Raw genomic sequence first — 17,943 nt, forward strand, 5'->3', positions numbered from 1 at the left:
CCGCAGGCCGGCAGGAGATTCATCCTGACTGGTCCGCGGCATTTTTCATACATAAAAACGTCACATCTCCTTGTCGGATGACGGAGATGTGACGTCTGGCGTCATATGCGCTTGTGCAATGCGACGTATATATTACTGATTATCGCTGTCTTTGCTCATTTCCTTGTAGACGGAAACGATACGTGCGATGAAATCATAGGACTTGGCGCTCTGTTCCCAAATAGCCTGGAATGCGGGATCGTTCATGACTTTTGCAAAGTCTTTCATTTTTTTTGTTACCTCCTAATCTAGTACCAACTTCTAATACTAGATTATAGCAGGTAATAAAAATTTTGCAACCCCATTTGCCCTATAAATTTTCAATGGCCTGATTAATATGTTTTATTTATCCCTTTGCGTGAATGCCGGTAATCGTGTAGCCGCTGCCGGCCAGTGCCTGGCGAATCTCGTCGTCGCTGACCTCGCGCGTCATCTTGAGTACGGCGTGACCACGGTGCAAATTGACCTCGGCGGCTGCGCCGTCAATCGTGTTGAGTGCCTGTTCGACGCGGATCTTGCAGTTGCCGCAGGTCATGCCCTCGATGTCGACGACCTTCTTGCCGATGACCGTGCCGCTGAGTTTTTTGGGCGGGGGCGCCGTGACCGCGCCGCCGCCGCAGCAGCTGCTCTCCCCGCGGAAATGTTTCAGTACGCCCTTGACCGCGAAGAACAATGCGACCAGGACGAGTATGCCAACGATTGCTGTTGCCATGATGATTCCTCCTCATTGTTATGATAATTTAGTTATATACCATAGTGGGGTATATGTCAATACTGGTTATCACTTTCATTATAAAAACAAATCGTATTTTGGCAGACAGGCGGGAAAAAAGATGCTCAACTTATCTTCACATAAGTGACATAGCTTGTGTATATGTGAAGATAAATGAGAAATTTATTGAGAATAACGAAAAACAAGAGAAAAAATGGCTAAAATGATTGTAATTGCAGGGCTATCTTGATAACATAAGACCTGTCAAGAGGATAACAAAAGAGATTAAACATCACATACGTGAAGAAAAGGAAATCAACATGGTGCCAGTTGAAAAGCGAATCTTGATAAAAGCAGCCAATATGTACTATATGGATCATATGAAACAGAGCGAAATCGCGAAACGCATGGGCGTTGACCGCACAACGGTCAGCAAATACCTCAAGAAGGCCCTCGAATACGGCATCGTCACCATCAATGTGGAAAGCGATTCCTACGAGGAGCTCGAGGCTGCGCTTGAACGGCGCTTCGGCCTTCGCGAAGCCTACATCGTATCCAAAAGCTACGATATGCAGGTCATCAAGCGGAACATGGCGCATGCGGGACTCAACCTGCTGCGGCGCATCGTCTCCGACGGTCAGGTCATCGGCCTGGCCTGGGGCACGAGCATCCGGGAATTGACGCGTTGTGCGAGGCGCGAGCGTCTGCCGAAGCTCGATGCGGATTTCGTTCCCATCGACGGCGGCCCGGAACGCATCGACAGCGATCACCACGTCAACACACTGTGCTACGAACTGGCCAATGCGTTCGGTGCGCGCAGCCATTACATCTACGCGCCGGCCATCACGCGCACGGCCGAGATTCGCGAGGCCATCGTCCACGACGTCAACTACGAGAAGATCTCGAATTTCTGGAAACAGCTCGACATTGCCATCGTCGGCATCGGCGCACCGGTCAAATCCTCGAACCTTGTCTGGTCCGGTGATTTCGGCCGCGAGGCCATCGAATCGATGACCCGCACGGGAGCCGTTGGCGAGATCTGCTCCATTTTCTACGACATCAACGGCAAGCCGGTAAAAACGCCGTTTACCGACCGCACGATTGCGGTCCCACTCGAGAAGCTTTCCACCTTGCCGTACAGCATCGGCATGGCCGCTTCGCGGGAGAAAGTACCGGCCATCATGGGAGCCCTCAGGGGCCACCTCATCAATGTCCTGATTACGGACGAAGACACAGCCAAAATCCTGCTCAACGAATGAGCAGGAAAGGATAAAAAAAGGAGGAATTGCTATGCTTTGGACGTTGTTCCTGGCCGCGATTGTGGTCTGGATCCTGCAGACGGTGCTGGGACTCTGGCAGTTTCGCCGCTTCAGCCGTCACGTCAAGGAGCTGCGCGCCATCGGCCGCGTGGCCATCGGCAAGTCGAAGGGACGCATCCTCGCAGGAGCTGTCGTGCTGCTGTGCATCGACAAGGATTGCCGCATCATCCGTGGAGAAATCATGGAGGGTGTCACGATCTTTGCACGCTGCAAGCACTTCCCGGCACTCGAGGGCCTGAGCCTGCTCGAACTTGACGAAACGGTCTGCAAGGGCAGGGGGCTTTCCCGCCAGCAGGTAAAGGCAGCCCTGAGTGCCCGCAAGGACTACCTGGATTACCAGGAACTCCAGCAGGAGCGTGCTCAGGAACAGGCACAGGCTGTGGCAAAGCCTCTTTTAAAGAAATCATCATAAGCTTTTTCAAGGAGAAAAGGAGAGGTAAAACATGGACACACTGGTTTTCTTAGCCCAAGGATTCATCGGCATGTTCAACAAAGGCGGCGAGACCTTCGTCGGCTGGGTAACGGGCATCATTCCGACACTCGTCTGCCTGCTCGTTGCGATGAACTCCATCGTTGCTTTTGTCGGCCAGGAGAAAGTTGAGAAATTCGCGAAGATCTGCGGCGGTAACGTCGTCACGCGTTACATTCTATTGCCTGTCGTCGGTACGTTCTTCTTCTGCAACCCGATGACACTTTCCCTCGGCAAATTCCTGCCGGAGTATTACAAACCATCGTATTACGCATCAGCTTCGGCATCCTGCCACACGTTGAATGGTCTGTTCCCACATGTCGATCCTGCTGAGCTCTTCGTATTCCTCGGCATCGCCAACGGCATCTCGGCTCTCGGCCTGCCGACGGTTGACCTGGCACTGCGTTACTTCCTCATCGGTATCGTCATCAACTTCCTGCGTGGCTGGATCACCGACTTTACAACGGCCTATGTACAGAAGCAGCAGGGTGTAAAACTCAGCAAGGAACTGGTGAAGCTCGAGGGCTGATGGCCACGAGCAAAAAAAATTACTCAAACAATACATCATATGAACATATATGAAGGAGATATGTATCATGGCAGATTATAAAGATGTTGTTGTCACGGCTGGTTCCGGCGGCTTTGGCGGCCCGCTGGTCCTGCATCCGGACGATAAGAAAAACAAGATTGTCAACATCACGGGCGGCGTGGTTTCTCCAGTTTCTCAGAAACTTGCTGAGATGACGGGCTGTGAACTCGTCGACGGCTTCAAGACGAGCGTCCCCGATGATGAAGTCCTGGCTGTCGTCATCGACTGCGGCGGCACGCTGCGCTGCGGCATCTATCCGCAGAAACGCATCAACACGATTAACCTGAACCCGACCGGCCCGAGCGGCCCGCTCGCCCAGTATATCAAACCAGATATCTACGTTTCTGCTGTACGAGAAAAAAATCTGGCTTTCTCAGATGCTTCGGCGACGCCGGCTGCAACATCAGCGGCTGCGCCCAGTGAAACAGCGGTGCCGGCCAGCCAGGTCAAGTATGATACGTCGAAAAAGATTTCGGAACAACAGGGTGGCTTCATGGCCAAGGTCGGTCAGTTTATGGGCGGCATCGTTTCGGTCTTCTATCAGGCCGGCCGTGAGACAATCAACACGATGATCAAGACCATCCTGCCGTTCATGGCCTTCGTCTCGATGCTCATCGGCATCATCCTTTCCACCGGCATCGGCGATGTCATCGCACATCTGCTGGTTCCTCTGGCTGGCAACATCGGCGGCCTCATCATCTTGTCTCTGATCTGCTCCTTCCCGTTCCTTTCTCCGTTCCTTGGACCGGGCGCCGTCATCGCACAGGTCATCGGTGTTCTCATCGGTGTGGAGATCGGCAAGGGAGCCATTCCGCCGCATCTTGCCCTGCCGGCACTTTTCGCCATCAACGCCCAGTGCGCCTGCGACTTCATCCCGGTCGGCCTTGGCCTTGCCGAGGCAGAGGCACAGACCGTTGAAGTCGGTGTGCCGTCCGTCCTTTACTCCCGTTTCATCACGGGCCCGATTTCCGTCGTCCTTGCATGGCTCGCCAGCTTCGGCCTTTATGAGGCATAAGCTGCCGGCTGAACCCCATTAACCCAACTAATCCCCATTAACCCTTTGATTTTGCTTGATTGTCATTCAGGAGGAACACGATCATGAAGAAATATTACAGCACGACAGTACAGGAGCTTGGCGAACAGGTCAACGCCTTCAAGGGCGCGGGCATGCTCATCATGTTCAACGAGAATGCGCCGCAGGAGCTCCGCGAATACTGCATCCTGCACCGCGGCAACAAGCTCGAGGATACGGTGCAGCCCGGTGATATCCTTAAGCTCGGCGATACTTCCTATAAGGTCGTGTTCGTCGGCAATCAGGTGCAGAAGAACCTCAAAGACCTCGGCCACATCACGCTGCGCTTCAATGCCAACAAGGACGGCGAGTCCCTCGAAGGCAGCCTCTACCTTGAGGAGAAGCCGGTCGCCGATGTAGCCCCCGGCGATGAGATTGCAATCTATCGCCCGTAACAGGAACGCAAGATTCGTTACAGACGTTTGGCTACAAACAATAGGATTTTGATTAAGAGAATAGGAGACGATTAATATGACATCCTGGTTGAATCTGGAAGGTAAAACGGCAGTAGTAACGGGCGGTGCATCCGGCATCGGCAAGACGGTCGCCCAGTCGTTCCTCGATAACGGTGCGAACGTCGTGGTCTGCGACATGAACCCGAACGAGCCGGAATTCGAGCTCGGCGAAGGCAAGGGCAAGCTGCTCTACGTCGTGACCGACGTCACGAAGGCCGACAGCGTCAATGCCATGGTCGAGAAGGCCAAGGCAGAATTCGGCAAGCTCGACATCCTCGTCAACAACGCCGGCATCAACATCCCGTGCCTGCTCGTCGACCCGAAGGATCCGCACGGCAAATACGAGCTCAGCGAGAAGATTTACGACAAGGTCACGAGCGTCAACATCAAGGGCGTTTATCTCATGGCACAGGCACTCGGCCATGAATTCGTCAAGAACGGCTCCGGCGTTATCATCAACATGAGCTCCGAGAGCGGCCTTGAAGGCTCCGAGGGCCAGGGCATCTACGCCGCAACCAAGAACGCCGTCAACTCCTTCACGCGTTCCTGGTCGAAAGAGCTCGGCCGCTACAACGTCCGCGTGGTCGGCGTAGCCCCTGGCATCCTCGAGGCGACGGGCCTGCGCACGCTGGCTTATGAGGAAGCACTCTCCTACACGCGCGGCATCACGGTCGATGACCTGCGCAAGGGCTACAAGAGCACGAAGACGACGCCGCTCGGACGCAGCGGCAAGCTCACCGAGGTCGCAAACCTCGTCCTGTTCCTGGCAAGCGACCGTGCTTCCTATATCCATGGCGTTACGTACAACGTGGCCGGCGGCAAGACGAGAGGCTGATTCATTTCACGACAAGGCACAGTCATTCCCCGGAATGGCTGCTGCCTTGCTTGTGGTTTACGAGAAAACGACGAAACAGGGGGATTCCTATGAAACTCATTATCGATGATGCTGATGTCAAGGCTATCCGCCGCATCTGGGACTACTATCCGTGTGCCGGCGTGACGACGAACCCGAGTATCCTGGCCAAGAGCGGCCGGCCGCCGTTTGAGGTGCTGCGTGAGATTCGCGCGATCATCGGCCCGGATGCCCAGCTCCATGCCCAGGTCATCGCCCGTGAGGCTGATGGTATGGTCAAAGATGCCGAGCGCATCGTCAGGGAACTTGGCGACAACACGTACGTCAAGGTGCCGTCGCTGCCGGAGGGTTTCAAGGCGATGAAGGCCCTGCATGCCAAAGGCATCAAAATCACGGCCACGGCCATCTACACGCCGATGCAGGGCTATCTTGCCGGCATGTGCGGCGCGCAGTACGCGGCTCCCTATGTCAACCGCATCGACAATATGGGCTACGACGGCATCAAGGTGGCCTGCGAGATCCACGAGATCTACAAGAAGAATGACATCCCGTGCGAGGTGCTCGCCGCCAGCTTCAAAAACAGCCAGCAGGTCCTCGAGCTCTGCAAATACGGCATCGGCGCGGCCACCGTCGCCTGCTCCGTCATCGACAACTTCGTCAAGAACGCCGCCATCGACGAAGCCGTGGAAGCCTTCATCCACGACTTTGAAGGCCTGACGGCCAAAGGCACGACGATGAGCAGCTGCTGAATCACAGGCACAAAAATGCGACTCCACGCGTATGCTTGGAGTCGTATTTTTGTGCAAGAAATCGTGGTATAATTTGGACAGGAAAGGAGAGATGATACTCATGAATACTGCCTATTATCCGGGCCCGTTCGGGCTCTTCCGCATCGTGGAGGAGGATGCGGTCATCATCGCCATCGACGTCGTGAAGGAAGATGCGGCCGAGGCCGGCGGCGAGCGCACGGAGCTGACGGACCAGGCCGCGCGGGAACTTGCGGAATACCTGGCCGGCAAGCGCCGTGCCTTTACCGTGCCGTATCGCTTCAAGGGGACGCCGTTCCGTCTGCGCGTCTGGCAGGAACTCGTGAAGGTGCCGTACGGTCATACGACGACGTATAAGCAGCTTGCCGAGGCCATCGGGAAGCCGAAGGCATACCATGCCGTCGGTGGCGCCGTCGGAGCCAATCCACTCAGCATCATCGTGCCATGCCACCGCGTCATCGGCAGCGACGGCAGTCTCACGGGCTACGCCTGGGGCCTGCCGATGAAAGAAGCCCTGTTGAAACTCGAGCAGGGCAGGTAACACATAAAACACCGGAGCTTGGCCAGCCGATATCGCTCAGCGGTGCGGCAGAGCCTTCTGGAGCAGCCCGGCCGCGACGACGGCGACAGCCGTGTTGAGCAGTCCTTCGGCGATGAGGCCCGGCGCGGAGGCAAGTCCCGCTGCGAGGCTGTCGTAAAGCAGCGCGCCGAAAAGCGTATAGGCGACAGACATCCAGAGGGAGCCTGCGAGAAAGCCAACCGTCATGCGGGGCAGCGAAGCCGCTTCCTCACGGTCAGGCCGGATGAAGCGCCAGGCGATGTCGGCCATGAAGAATTTGATGACGAGCGTCGGCACGATCCAGAGCGGGAAGCCGCCGAGCAGGTCGGAGAGCGCCGAGCCGAAGCAGGCGGCAAACAGCATCTCTCTGCGTCCGATGAACAGGACCATGAGGAAGATTGCGGCGTCACCGAGATGCGCGTAGCCAAGCGGGATGGGGATGCGCGGCACGAACGTGGCGAGAAAGACGACCGCTGTCATGGCCGCCGCGAGGCAGAGCTGTCGGGTCGTCCAGGACGATTTTGATGCATACGATGTCATGATGATTCCTTCTTTCTTTGTCAAGTGTGTTGACAATAATAGGACTTGTGTCCATCTGAAAGATAGTATATACTGAAATTGACCTTATAGAAATAATCAAAATGTGATAAATAACTAGTATCAGATTGGAGCCATCATGCTGACCTATTCGTTTGAACACCTGGAGGGCGAATCCCTCTATGAGCACCTTTACCGCTGCATCCGCGGCGACATCCTCGCGGGTCGTCTGCGGGCGGGAGAGAAGCTGCCGTCGAAGCGCAGCCTCGCGCGCCAGCTCGGCATCAGCGTGATCACCGTAGAAGGGGCATATGGTCAGTTGGTGGCCGAAGGATATTGTCAGTCTGTCCCGAAAAAAGGCTTTTTCGTGGTCAGGGTCATGGGCGTGCCGCAGGAGAGTCTGCGAAAGGCAGAGCCTGCCGCTGAGCGGGAAGCGCCGCGACCGAGATACTTCGCGGACTTCACGGCCAACAGCCTGCCGCCTGCGGACTTCCCGTTCAAGACCTGGACGCGCCTGCTGCGGCAGGTCATCGCCGGGCAGCCGGAAGCCCTGCTTGAGCGCTCGCCCGGCATGGGCATCCTGAGCCTCCGGGCGACCATCGCCGGTCATCTGCGCAGCTTCCGCGGCCTTGACGTGACGCCCGGTCAGATTGTCATTGGCGCCGGCACCGAATATCTCTACGGCCTGCTCGTGCAGCTTTTGGGACGCGGGAAATGTTTCGGCGTCGAGAATCCCGGCTACGACAAGATCCGCAAGGTCTACCATCGCCACGGCGTCGACTGTGTGCCCGTCGATATGGAGGAAGAAGGAATCTCGCTGCCGGATCTGCAGGCAAAGGCCGTCGATGTGCTTCACATCAGCCCGTCACATCACTTCCCGACGGGCTGCATCACGCCCATCAGCCGCCGCTACGAGCTCCTGGGCTGGGCCAGCGCCGCGCCCGGACGCTATATCATCGAGGACGATTACGACAGCGAATTCCGCCTGACGGGACGCCCCATCCCGACCATGATGGGCATCGATGTCAGCGGCCGCGTCATCTACATGAACACCTTTTCCAAGACGCTGACGCCGACCATCCGCATCAGCTACATGGTACTGCCGGAACGCCTCGTCCGGGACTTTGAGGAAAAGCTCGGCTTCTACAGCTGCACCGTCTCGAACTTCGAGCAGTACACGCTCGCGCGCTTCATCCAGGATGGCTACTTCGAGAAGCATATCAACCGCATGCGCAACAGCTACCGCAAGCGCCGCGAAGCCCTGCTCAAAGCCATGAAAGCGGGCGGCCTGCTCACGCGCGCCGACATCCTCGAACGCGGCTCCGGCCTGCATTTCCTGCTGCGCTTCCACACGAAAAAGAGCGACGAGCAGCTCGAACAGGACTTTGCCGCACACGGCATTCGCATGCGGCCGTTGCACGACTACTATGCGGGTAAGGCTCCCGCTGCCGACCACATCTTCGTGCTCAACTATTCCGGCATGGAAGCCTCCGTGCTGCCGGAAGCCATCGCGCGCATTACGGCCTGCCTCGATGCGTGAGCCGGCGGCATAGATAATCCCTATACGAGCAATAGGCAACGCGTATTTTTCAATACCTTCCATTCGTGATATAATGTCAGAAATGAGTCGTGTTACGTGTTTCGCTGGATGGAGGAAATCACTATGTTAATGGGTCTTACGGTACCGAAACTCTTGCTGATCCTGGGCATCGGCCTCTTGGTCTTCGGCCCGGGCAAATTGCCCCTGGTCGGCAAATCCCTGGGCAAGAGCGTCCGCGAGTTCAAATCGGCTGTCGCCGAGGATGAGAAGCCGGAGCTGAAGCAGCTGGCACAGAGCGAGCAGAAGACGGAAACCGTTGTAAAATAAGAGAATACGAGCCGCACGGGCCCTGTATGCCAAACGCATGCAGGGCCTTTTTGTATGTAGGTTACAGGTGGACACATAAAGATACATAAATTTTCTTTATAAAAGAATAATCGTGCTGTAATATTTATTTTTCAAGGATTCGAGAAGCCAGGAAGCCTTATAGGCAGGAGGGTCAACGTCCTTTATATGCGTATTTCTTAGAAAAACAAAGAAAAATGGATTAAAGTTAGTTTAAAAGTATATTAATTCCTGTGAATAAGAAATAATCAATTTTTAGCACTGTTTTTTTTTTTTTGATAAATGTTATAATCTTCGCAACGAAAAGAAAACGAAGTTAGTGACACGATTTTGGTTGGGGATATGAGCAAGCGTCCGGAAAGGAGAGCCGCGGCAGAGGACCGTCCGTAATTGCATAAGACCATCGCATTGCTAATGGAAACCTTTTTGCGCTTTGGGTGTGTTTGTAAGGAGCGTACGACATGAACGGGGATTCCAGGTCATTGATTCAGAAGCCAGAAACTGCTGTCTTGTATGGATTCACGACAGATTCTCTGGCTTCTTTTTGTGTGCTCCTTTCACAGATGATGTAAAGGAGATTGCGGGGATATCATGAAACATGCAGGACGGATGAATAAAAAACTGACAATGGCCATTTTGCTGGCCCTGACACTCGGGACGAGTCTGCCGGTATATGCGGAACAGGCGGAGGAGATGGAGTATATCACGGGCAAGACCCTGACCAAAGGGGATTGGCAGCTGGAGGGAAAACTGATGATGGAGAATAGCACCGTCACAGCGGATAAAGTTTCCCTGGATGGCAGCAGCGTCCCTGCAGACAATGATACCGTAATGCTCTATCGTTCTACTTTGGAAGGGAAAAAGGGCATCCAGATTTCCAACCTTACAGTTCAATTCCCAAACCCGTATTACCATGCAGTGGGCGTTGAATTACAAAGCTCCACTTTGGCAGCTCCGGTCATTTCTATTAGCGGAGTCATTTCCAGCAAAGACAATCAGGCAAATACTATCATCGGCCTATACTCGGAACCGGTGGAAGATTATGGCACTCGCAAAATGGTCCAGAACAATCTGAAAACAGATTGGCTCCATGTGGATGGAGTAACCACTGATACGGCCCTGCAGGTTTATGGCACCTTACTGGGAGCTGCCGACTTGTCCCCTTATACAGAGGGGGGTAAGACCAACGTGACTGTTGAGAACGTTGCCAATACCACGGACAGCCCGGATAGGTCCCTTGCTTTTGGCCTGGGGAACAGCCTGGGAATGATAAACGTTGACAATCTTGAAGAGAGCAAAGACCTCCCCTTTGTGGTCACCGGAAAAACCCAGATCCGGAACATTTCTTCCGCCAAAGGGTCAGCTGTAGGGACTGTCCTGTATGCAGTCTCCGGATATGACTGGGATAACAACCATACGGATTTCCATGATCTGGAAATCTCGGACATCCACGGCGAGGATTTGTCCGTAGGTCTGTACGGCGGCATGGGTGTGGTCAATGTAGAGAATGCAGACATCAACATGACGGGAAAAGAAAATGTGTATGCAGGAGCGTATACGGCTTCTGTTCCGGATTACAAGTCGGCAAATCTCAAGCAGTTCGCCATGGCAGGACCTTTCTTGGGAAAAATCAATTTGAACAATCCGGAGGGGAATTATACCATCAATGGCAATGTGCTTGCAGACGCAGGGAATCATCTGTCGATTGAGGAAGCACAATATCAGTTTTATAAAAAACAATTGGAAAATCCCGGTTCAGAAGATAAAGAATATCTGGAAGAAGTGGTGAAAGAGGCGGAGAAAGCCATTCAAATTTATCAAGGACATCAATACGGGAACATCAACCTGGCCGGCCATCTGAAACTGTATGGGGATATCTATGCCAAAAATGGCGGCACTGTAAATCTCCATCTCCAGGACGGCAGCTATTTTGAAGGCCAGGCCGATGATTATACGGATTTTGACGCTGCCGGACAGCTCACCCCCCGCCAGGTGGATGTGTCTTCTGATTTGAATAAATCCGCTCTGGGCAAGCTGTACAATTGGAAATTTCTGGAAGATCAATCTTACGCCATGTACGGCGTCCCCCGTCTGGATGCTGGCACCATCAACCTGACCATGGACCCCGGCAGCAAATGGCAGACCCGGGGCAAGAGCTTCATTACCTCGCTGGATTTCAACCATGGCGGTCTGGTGGATACCCGGAAGGGCCATGGAGTGTCCGTTGCTATCGGCAAGCTCATCGGTGAAGGTGGTACCTTCCTGATGGACTTTTCCAAGGATGCGGCCAAATCCGACATGATTTATGTCAAGGACCTGAGCCAGTCCGGGGTTCAGCACATCCAGGCGTATCTGCTTCCAGATACCAAGGTGGAAGAACTGAAGGGCATCCGCTTTGCCACCACCGGCGGGGATGACTACAAACGGGATCCGGCTGCCAAATTCGATGTGAGCCTGGCCAAGGATCAGGGCATCAACAACGTTACCTTAAAAGTGAAGAACGAGAAGTTCAACCCGGAGGATACTGCTGCCAATGAGAAATTCAACGGGGGCAAAAATGGTATGGGCACTTACAAGCCCGGCAACGACTATGTCACAGCTGTCTTTTCCGGTAAAGGCTTTACCAAGGAAGTCCCGGATCAGGAAAAGATCATGACGGATGCCATGGCCAGGAAGCAGACCACCGATGCAGATGGCAATCTCCTGCCGGAATACCTGAAGACCGAAACCATCGAAAACCCGGTCAAGGAAGGGACCAACTGGTTCGTGGATGAAGCGGTGGTCACGCCTTCGGACAGCGGCAAGGTTATCAAGAAGGCCATTCATCTGGACTACATGAATGCCATTTCCGAAATTTATACCGATACGCTCAACAAGCGCCTCGGCGAAGCCCGCTACAGCACGGACGGCGATGGCACGTGGGCCCGCATCCGTCACGATCAGCTGGGGCGTACGGGCCTGTATGATGCCAAGAATACGATGGTCGAAGTCGGCTATGACTGGACGCGGAATGAAACGAACTTTGGCAAACACATCCAGGGTGCGGCACTTGACTGGATGAACGGCAGTGCAAACTACAAAGAACTCAACGGCAGCAGTGACACGAAGCGCTATGGTGCCTGGTTCTACGATACCCGCCTGGGCAATAAAGGTCATTACACGGACTTCGTCGCCAAATACGGCCGCCTGTTCAATAAATTCACCTTGCTGCCGGAGAGCGGCATGCCGGTGCAGGGCGATTACCACAATGATGCGTATTCGCTGAGCTTTGAATACGGCCGCAAGATGCCGCTCTCTTCTTCCTGGTACATCGAACCGCAGGCACAGGCTCAGTACACGTATCTGGGCAGCGCCGATTACCGCACGACACAGGGAACGCGCGTCCATCTGTCCGGCACGGACAGCTTCATCAGCCGCCTCGGCTTCCGCCTCGGACAGGATCTTGGCGAGAAGACGACGTTCTACATCAGCGCGGACTTCCTGCATGAGTTCCTCGGCAATCAGGATGTTTCGGCCAGCGACATGACGGGCAAAATGAACGTCACGGGCCATAATGACGGCAGCTGGTACGACGTGGGCCTTGGCCTCACGACGCATCTTAACAAGGATGCCTATGCATTTGTCAATTGTGAGAAATCCTTCGGTCCAAAGATCGAACATAGCTGGTCGCTGGAAGCCGGCCTGAATTTCCAGTTCTGATGATGAGTTGAGCAAAGAGCGTTAAAAATAGGAGGTCATAGCCATGAGAAGAATTTGCGGGAAAAAATTGACGTTAGCCGTGGTGGCTTCCCTGCTCGCCGGCACGGTGCCGGCCTGGGCAGCGGATGTGACGGGGCAGCAGGTGACCATTGACAAAGATCGGACTGAAAGCCTGCTTTGCGGTGGTTATACAACGAGCGGAAATGCTTCAAGAAATACCCTTTTTGTCACCGGCAGCGCATCCATTACCGCTGACGAGGGGGCAGGCGGCGGATATGCTGAGGCTGGGGAGGCCATCGGCAATCAGGTGAATTTCAGTAGCAGTGGAAGCCATCAAATAGAAGTTGTCTTTGGGGGTTATGGACGTACAAAAGCCAGCGAGAATCAGGTATCCACCACCAATGGGAAGTTCGATTCCCAGCTCATCTACGGAGGTTTTTCGGAATCGGCTGCTGACAATAACAAGGTATCCATCGGAGGCACAGTGGACATTACGCTTACTTCAGATAGTCCGGAGGGAGACGGCATCTATGGTGGATATGTTGAAGGAACTCCAAGTACGGTTACAAGTACGGCCAAGGGAAACCAGGTATTTTTCAGCGGCGGAACCGTCAGAGGTGCTGAATTCATTGCCGGCGGCTACGCTGACAATGTTATGGATAACCACGTATCCATTACCGGCGGAAAACTGGAGAACAATATGGTGACGGTTGGCGGGTATGGATCGACCCTTGCCCAAGGAAATGTTGTTTCTGTGGACGGGAAGACGGATATATCTGCTTTGGGGCTGGCAGGAGGCTATGCCGAGACGGCAGAAAGCAATCGGGTTTCCATCGGCCAGGACGCTGCTGTAACTTCCATAGCCGTAGGCGGCGTAGTAGGTGTAGCTGTTTCTCATAATTTGGTTGATGTCAAGGGGACGGTCACCAGTTACCTCCTGGGGGGCGCAGGTACTTTTGGAGGGCAGAGTTCTGATGTTGCTTCCGGCAATGTGTTGAACCTGAACGGAGCCAAGCTGATCCCCATCCAAAAGGAAAAAGTCCTGTCGATGGTAAAGAATACGGTGGATGATGGATATGAAGAAGATGTCAATGAAATCATGCAGCAGTTGAAGAACCCGGGAGAAACCATCCAGGTGGCCGGGGGAGCTCTTATGTATGGTGGTAAGGCCCAGGACAATATGGTCAATTTGAGCGGCACCATGAATCTGAGCCAGGCCGATTTGTATGGCTGGCTTACTCCCTTGGATATTGCACAGGACCCGTCCTATTTTCAAGGACCGGGGGGTGATGGTGAAACCAATCACAGCGGCAACACACTGAATGTAGGCTATACGGCGGAACTTTCCACGGATCAGGACGGTAAAACCATCATCACTGGCGAAGCGGCTGATTGGCATGGCAGCAAGGTTCGGGGTATCTGTAATTTCGACAAAATCGCCTTCTATAATGTGGATTATTCCCAGCCGGCCCTGGCGGTGACGGATACGGTGAGTCTGCCGGATAATGTGACGCTGAATCTGGACCATTTCGCTTCTGCAGATGGAGGACAGGTCCTCAAAGACGATGTGCTCATTGATGCTTCCGGAGCCGCTACGGTGAAGGGACTGGATAAGCTGTATGAATCCGGAAAGGATAAATACCAGCAGACGCTGACTCAGATGTATGCTGACGGCGGGGTGGAAGTCACTGGCAAGGCAGGGCTTTCCCTGTCGGACAACAATATTTTATCCTATGGCCTTCGTTCCCTGGAGGATATTACCTACAAGACTATCGACTGGCAGACGGACGGCACGGTCCTGACTCTCGCGGACAGCCGGAAGTTTGACCTTGCCAATACCAAGGTACATACGGAGAATATCGGCTTTACGGCAAAATCGTTGGAGAATATCACCAAGGCCGGGGATTACTCCATGACGCTCCTGGATACGCAGGGCAATAAGACCCTTGCGGCCGGCAATCTGACGACGAAGCAGGGCAAGTGGAATATCAGCAATGCCCTCGAAGGCACGGGCGTTGCCTCTCTTGATGCGAACGGCAATGTCATCTACACGATGGATACGGTCCAGAAAAAGAATGGAACGGAAATCAAAGTCGATACCTCAAAGCAGACGCATAACGCGTTGATCGCCAATGAGGCGGCCCTCGGCGTCCTGGCAGCAGGTCGTGACCGCCTGGACAGCGTGCTGACGAATTTCAACGGTCAGGAAAAGGGCGGTTTTACATTTGCCAGCCTGGGCGGCAGCAAGGACACGTACGATACGGGCAGCGAGAGCAAGACGTACACGTGGAATGGCCTCGTTGGCATCGGCAATGAAGCGGCCACGAAAGACGGGGATTTCTCCTATGGCCTGTTCTATGAATACGGTAGAGGCCACTACAGTGTGGATGGTGCCGGCTATGCGGGCAGCGGCGACGCGCATTACAATGGTGGCGGCCTGATGGCAAAATACCTGAGCAAAAACAAGAACTATGTGGAAGGTTCCCTGCACTTCGGCAATTTGAAGAACAATGCGGATTCCGTCCTCCACAGCAGCGACGGCAGTGCCTATGGCTACAACACCAGCAGCAGTTACTGGAGCGGCCATGTGGGCTTTGGCCACATCTTTGATTTGACGGACAAGGTGGAAAGCACGAGCCTGGGCGGTACGCAGCGCGCCGCGCGTGATCTCGATGTGTATGGCAAGTATTTTTACACGCATGTCGGCGGCGATTCGTTCCTCGCTGGAGAAGCAAACTACCAGCTGGATGGGATGAACAGCAGCCTGCTGCGCATCGGTGCGCGCGTGAACAACCGGTCGGGCTGGAACAATTACTACTACGGTCTGGCCTGGGATTATGAGTTCGATGGGGAAAGCAACGGCACGGTTTCCGCAGCTGGCCTCAGCTCTCCCATCCGCAAAGCCGATATCGGCGGCAGCAGCCTGATGGCAGAAGCCGGCTGGAAGCTCGAATCCAACCAGGAAAATCCCTGGGAGGTCAATCTCAGCATGCAGGCATATGCCGGCCAGCATAAAGGCCTCGGCGGCAATGTCTATATGGCATACCATTTCTAAGTTTGGTGAATGACAATAAGGTCTGTGTACGACAGTTATGTTGTGCACAGGCCTTATTTTATAAAAAAAGAAAAATTTTATAAGTATAATATAAAAACTTAAATATTACGTTATTTTTTATGTTATAATTATAAAAGGTGATGAAATATGGTAAAAAGAAATTTATACTTAAGAAAATTACTTTCGCTAAAAGATCAGCCGCTTATCAAAGTATTGACCGGAATGCGCCGTGTCGGCAAATCAACCTTGCTCGATTTATTGGAGGAAAGTTTGAAACAAGACGGCGTGGCGGCCAATCAGATCATTCATCTGAATTTTGAATGGATGCGTTTCGATGAGATTAAAGATTATCGTCAGTTGTACACTTTTTTGCAAGAGCAAATGCATGGGCAGTCACATGTTTATTTGATGCTGGATGAGATTCAGCTCGTTGACCACTGGGAACGCGCCATCAACTCCATTTTTGTCGAAGGAATGGCCGATATTTATCTGACGGGCTCCAATGCCAAGCTTTTATCCTCTGAGATTGCTACCCTGTTGTCGGGACGTTACGCATTGATTGAAGTCTATCCGCTCTCCTTCCGAGAATACCTTGATTTTTTGCCTGAAGCAGAACGTCAGCAAACAGATATGGCCTTTCAACGTTACCTCCAGTTTGGCAGTCTGCCAGTCATCCCTGGTATTCCGCAACATATTGATACCGTCCAAATGGTTTTGAGTGGCATTTATAATACGGTCCTGATGAAAGATGTCATACAACGCAATGCCGTCCGTGACCCGGCCCTTTTGGAGCATATCGTGCGTTTCTTGGCAGATAACGTTGGCAATCCGGTATCAACCAGCAAGATCAGTGGCTACTTGACCAGCAAGGGGCGCAAGACCTCGGCATTGACCGTTGATAATTATCTAAAGATGCTCGAGAATGCATTTATTTTTTATCGTGCCAGCCGTTACGACATAAAAGGGAAATTGTATCTGAAGACTATGGAAAAGTACTATATCGTTGATACTGGGCTGCGCAATGCGCTGCTCGGATTTCATGGCGGAGATTATGGTCATGTCTTGGAAAATATTGTGTATCTCGAGTTGCTGCGGCGCGGGTATGAGGTCGGTGTAGGTAAACTGGGAACCCTGGAGGTAGACTTCATTGCATCCAAGCCGGATCAGAAAATCTACTATCAGGTTTCGGCAAGTATTCTGGATGAAAAAACACGAGAACGCGAATTGGAACCGCTTCGGAAAATCCGGGATCAGTATGAAAAGGTTATTTTGACGATGGATCGTACCTATATCAAAGATTTCGATGGCATACGCAATATCAACATTGTCGATTTCCTGCTGGATGATGCCCAGTAAATATGATCTTGGGCAAGAGCGTCCGCGAGTTCAAATCGGCTGTCGCCGAGGATGAGAAGCCGGAGCTGAAGCAGCTGGCACAGAGCGAGCAGAAGACGGAAACCGTTGTAAAATAAGAGAATACGAGCCGCACGGGCCCTGTATGTCAAACGCATACAGGGTCTTTTTTTTATGTATGTTACAAGTGGATATATAAAGATACATAAATGTTATTTATGAAAGGATAATCGCGCTGTGATATTTATTTTTCAAGGATTCGAGAAGCCAGGAAGCCTTATGGGCAGGGGGGCAACGTCCTTTATATGCGTATTTCTTAGAAAAACAAAGAAAAATGGATTAAAGTTAGTTTAAAAGTATATTAATTCCTGTGGATAAGAAAGAATCAATTTTTAGCACTGTTTTTTTTTTTTTGATAAATGATATAATCCTCGCAACGAAAAGAAAACGAAGTTAGTGACACGATTTTGGTTGGGGATATGAGCAAGCGTCCGGAAAGGAGAGCCGCGGCAGAGGACCATCTGTAATTGCATAAGACTATCGCATTGCTAATGGAAACCTTTTTGCGCTTTGGGTGTGT

Annotated in this window: 16 protein-coding genes; 13 read left to right on the forward strand and 3 right to left on the reverse strand. The window is 52.9% G+C overall.

Features of this window, described 5'->3' with window-relative positions:
• Nucleotides 1-132: 132 nt before the first annotated feature.
• Both DWZ54_RS12090 and DWZ54_RS11285 read right to left on the reverse strand, forming a co-directional pair.
• Nucleotides 133-267, reverse strand: coding sequence for a hypothetical protein (locus tag DWZ54_RS12090; RefSeq protein WP_255418153.1), 135 nt, complete (start codon nucleotides 265-267; stop codon nucleotides 133-135).
• A gap of 118 nt (nucleotides 268-385) precedes the next feature.
• Complete coding sequence (locus tag DWZ54_RS11285) at nucleotides 386-751, reverse strand: heavy-metal-associated domain-containing protein (protein WP_118476414.1); 366 nt, start codon at nucleotides 749-751, stop codon at nucleotides 386-388.
• Between the two features lie 320 nt (nucleotides 752-1,071).
• Between DWZ54_RS11285 and DWZ54_RS11290 the strand changes: the two genes are divergently transcribed.
• From DWZ54_RS11290 to DWZ54_RS11325, 8 genes are all read left to right on the forward strand, one after another.
• Entirely contained in the window at nucleotides 1,072-2,010 is a 939-nt protein-coding gene (locus DWZ54_RS11290) for a sugar-binding transcriptional regulator (RefSeq protein WP_118476416.1), read from the forward strand.
• 31 nt (nucleotides 2,011-2,041) lie between these two features.
• Complete coding sequence (locus tag DWZ54_RS11295) at nucleotides 2,042-2,482, forward strand: transcriptional regulator GutM (protein WP_118016316.1); 441 nt, start codon at nucleotides 2,042-2,044, stop codon at nucleotides 2,480-2,482.
• Nucleotides 2,483-2,513: 31 nt separating this feature from the next.
• Nucleotides 2,514-3,068 (forward strand): PTS glucitol/sorbitol transporter subunit IIC, encoded by a 555-nt coding sequence (locus DWZ54_RS11300; RefSeq protein ID WP_118016317.1) that lies wholly within the window; start codon nucleotides 2,514-2,516, stop codon nucleotides 3,066-3,068.
• Between the two features lie 67 nt (nucleotides 3,069-3,135).
• Complete coding sequence (locus DWZ54_RS11305) at nucleotides 3,136-4,143, forward strand: PTS glucitol/sorbitol transporter subunit IIB (protein WP_118476418.1); 1,008 nt, start codon at nucleotides 3,136-3,138, stop codon at nucleotides 4,141-4,143.
• Between the two features lie 83 nt (nucleotides 4,144-4,226).
• Nucleotides 4,227-4,595: a PTS glucitol/sorbitol transporter subunit IIA gene (locus tag DWZ54_RS11310; RefSeq protein ID WP_118476420.1), complete on the forward strand. Its 369-nt coding sequence runs from the start codon at nucleotides 4,227-4,229 to the stop codon at nucleotides 4,593-4,595.
• Nucleotides 4,596-4,671: 76 nt separating this feature from the next.
• Nucleotides 4,672-5,490, forward strand: a complete 819-nt coding sequence (locus DWZ54_RS11315) for an SDR family oxidoreductase (protein WP_118016320.1) — start codon at nucleotides 4,672-4,674, stop codon at nucleotides 5,488-5,490.
• Between the two features lie 89 nt (nucleotides 5,491-5,579).
• Nucleotides 5,580-6,257 carry a transaldolase family protein gene (locus DWZ54_RS11320; RefSeq protein ID WP_118476422.1) on the forward strand — a complete coding sequence of 226 codons (678 nt, stop codon included), beginning with the start codon at nucleotides 5,580-5,582 and terminating at the stop codon, nucleotides 6,255-6,257.
• 100 nt (nucleotides 6,258-6,357) lie between these two features.
• Nucleotides 6,358-6,816: a methylated-DNA--[protein]-cysteine S-methyltransferase gene (locus DWZ54_RS11325; RefSeq protein ID WP_118476424.1), complete on the forward strand. Its 459-nt coding sequence runs from the start codon at nucleotides 6,358-6,360 to the stop codon at nucleotides 6,814-6,816.
• Between the two features lie 36 nt (nucleotides 6,817-6,852).
• On the opposite strand, the gene DWZ54_RS11330 is transcribed toward DWZ54_RS11325, so the two are convergent.
• A complete protein-coding gene (locus DWZ54_RS11330; RefSeq protein WP_118476426.1) occupies nucleotides 6,853-7,374 on the reverse strand; it encodes an ECF transporter S component in 522 nt (173 codons plus the stop codon).
• A gap of 136 nt (nucleotides 7,375-7,510) precedes the next feature.
• Between DWZ54_RS11330 and DWZ54_RS11335 the strand changes: the two genes are divergently transcribed.
• The 5 genes from DWZ54_RS11335 to DWZ54_RS11355 all read left to right on the forward strand — a co-directional run bounded on the left by DWZ54_RS11335 (nucleotide 7,511) and on the right by DWZ54_RS11355 (nucleotide 17,366).
• Complete coding sequence (locus DWZ54_RS11335) at nucleotides 7,511-8,911, forward strand: PLP-dependent aminotransferase family protein (RefSeq protein WP_118476428.1); 1,401 nt, start codon at nucleotides 7,511-7,513, stop codon at nucleotides 8,909-8,911.
• Between the two features lie 123 nt (nucleotides 8,912-9,034).
• A complete protein-coding gene (locus DWZ54_RS11340; RefSeq protein WP_118476430.1) occupies nucleotides 9,035-9,238 on the forward strand; it encodes a twin-arginine translocase TatA/TatE family subunit in 204 nt (67 codons plus the stop codon).
• A gap of 609 nt (nucleotides 9,239-9,847) precedes the next feature.
• Complete coding sequence (locus tag DWZ54_RS11345; protein ID WP_118476432.1) at nucleotides 9,848-12,955, forward strand: autotransporter outer membrane beta-barrel domain-containing protein; 3,108 nt, start codon at nucleotides 9,848-9,850, stop codon at nucleotides 12,953-12,955.
• A 43-nt stretch (nucleotides 12,956-12,998) separates the two neighbouring features.
• Nucleotides 12,999-16,010, forward strand: coding sequence for an autotransporter outer membrane beta-barrel domain-containing protein (locus DWZ54_RS11350; protein ID WP_147369923.1), 3,012 nt, complete (start codon nucleotides 12,999-13,001; stop codon nucleotides 16,008-16,010).
• 147 nt (nucleotides 16,011-16,157) lie between these two features.
• On the forward strand, nucleotides 16,158-17,366 hold the full coding sequence (locus DWZ54_RS11355; RefSeq protein WP_118476436.1) for an ATP-binding protein: 1,209 nt from the start codon (nucleotides 16,158-16,160) through the stop codon (nucleotides 17,364-17,366).
• The last annotated feature ends 577 nt before the right edge of the window (nucleotides 17,367-17,943 follow it).

This window comes from Mitsuokella sp. AF33-22, from assembly GCF_003475755.1.
Taxonomy (GTDB): Bacteria; Bacillota; Negativicutes; order Selenomonadales; family Selenomonadaceae; genus Mitsuokella.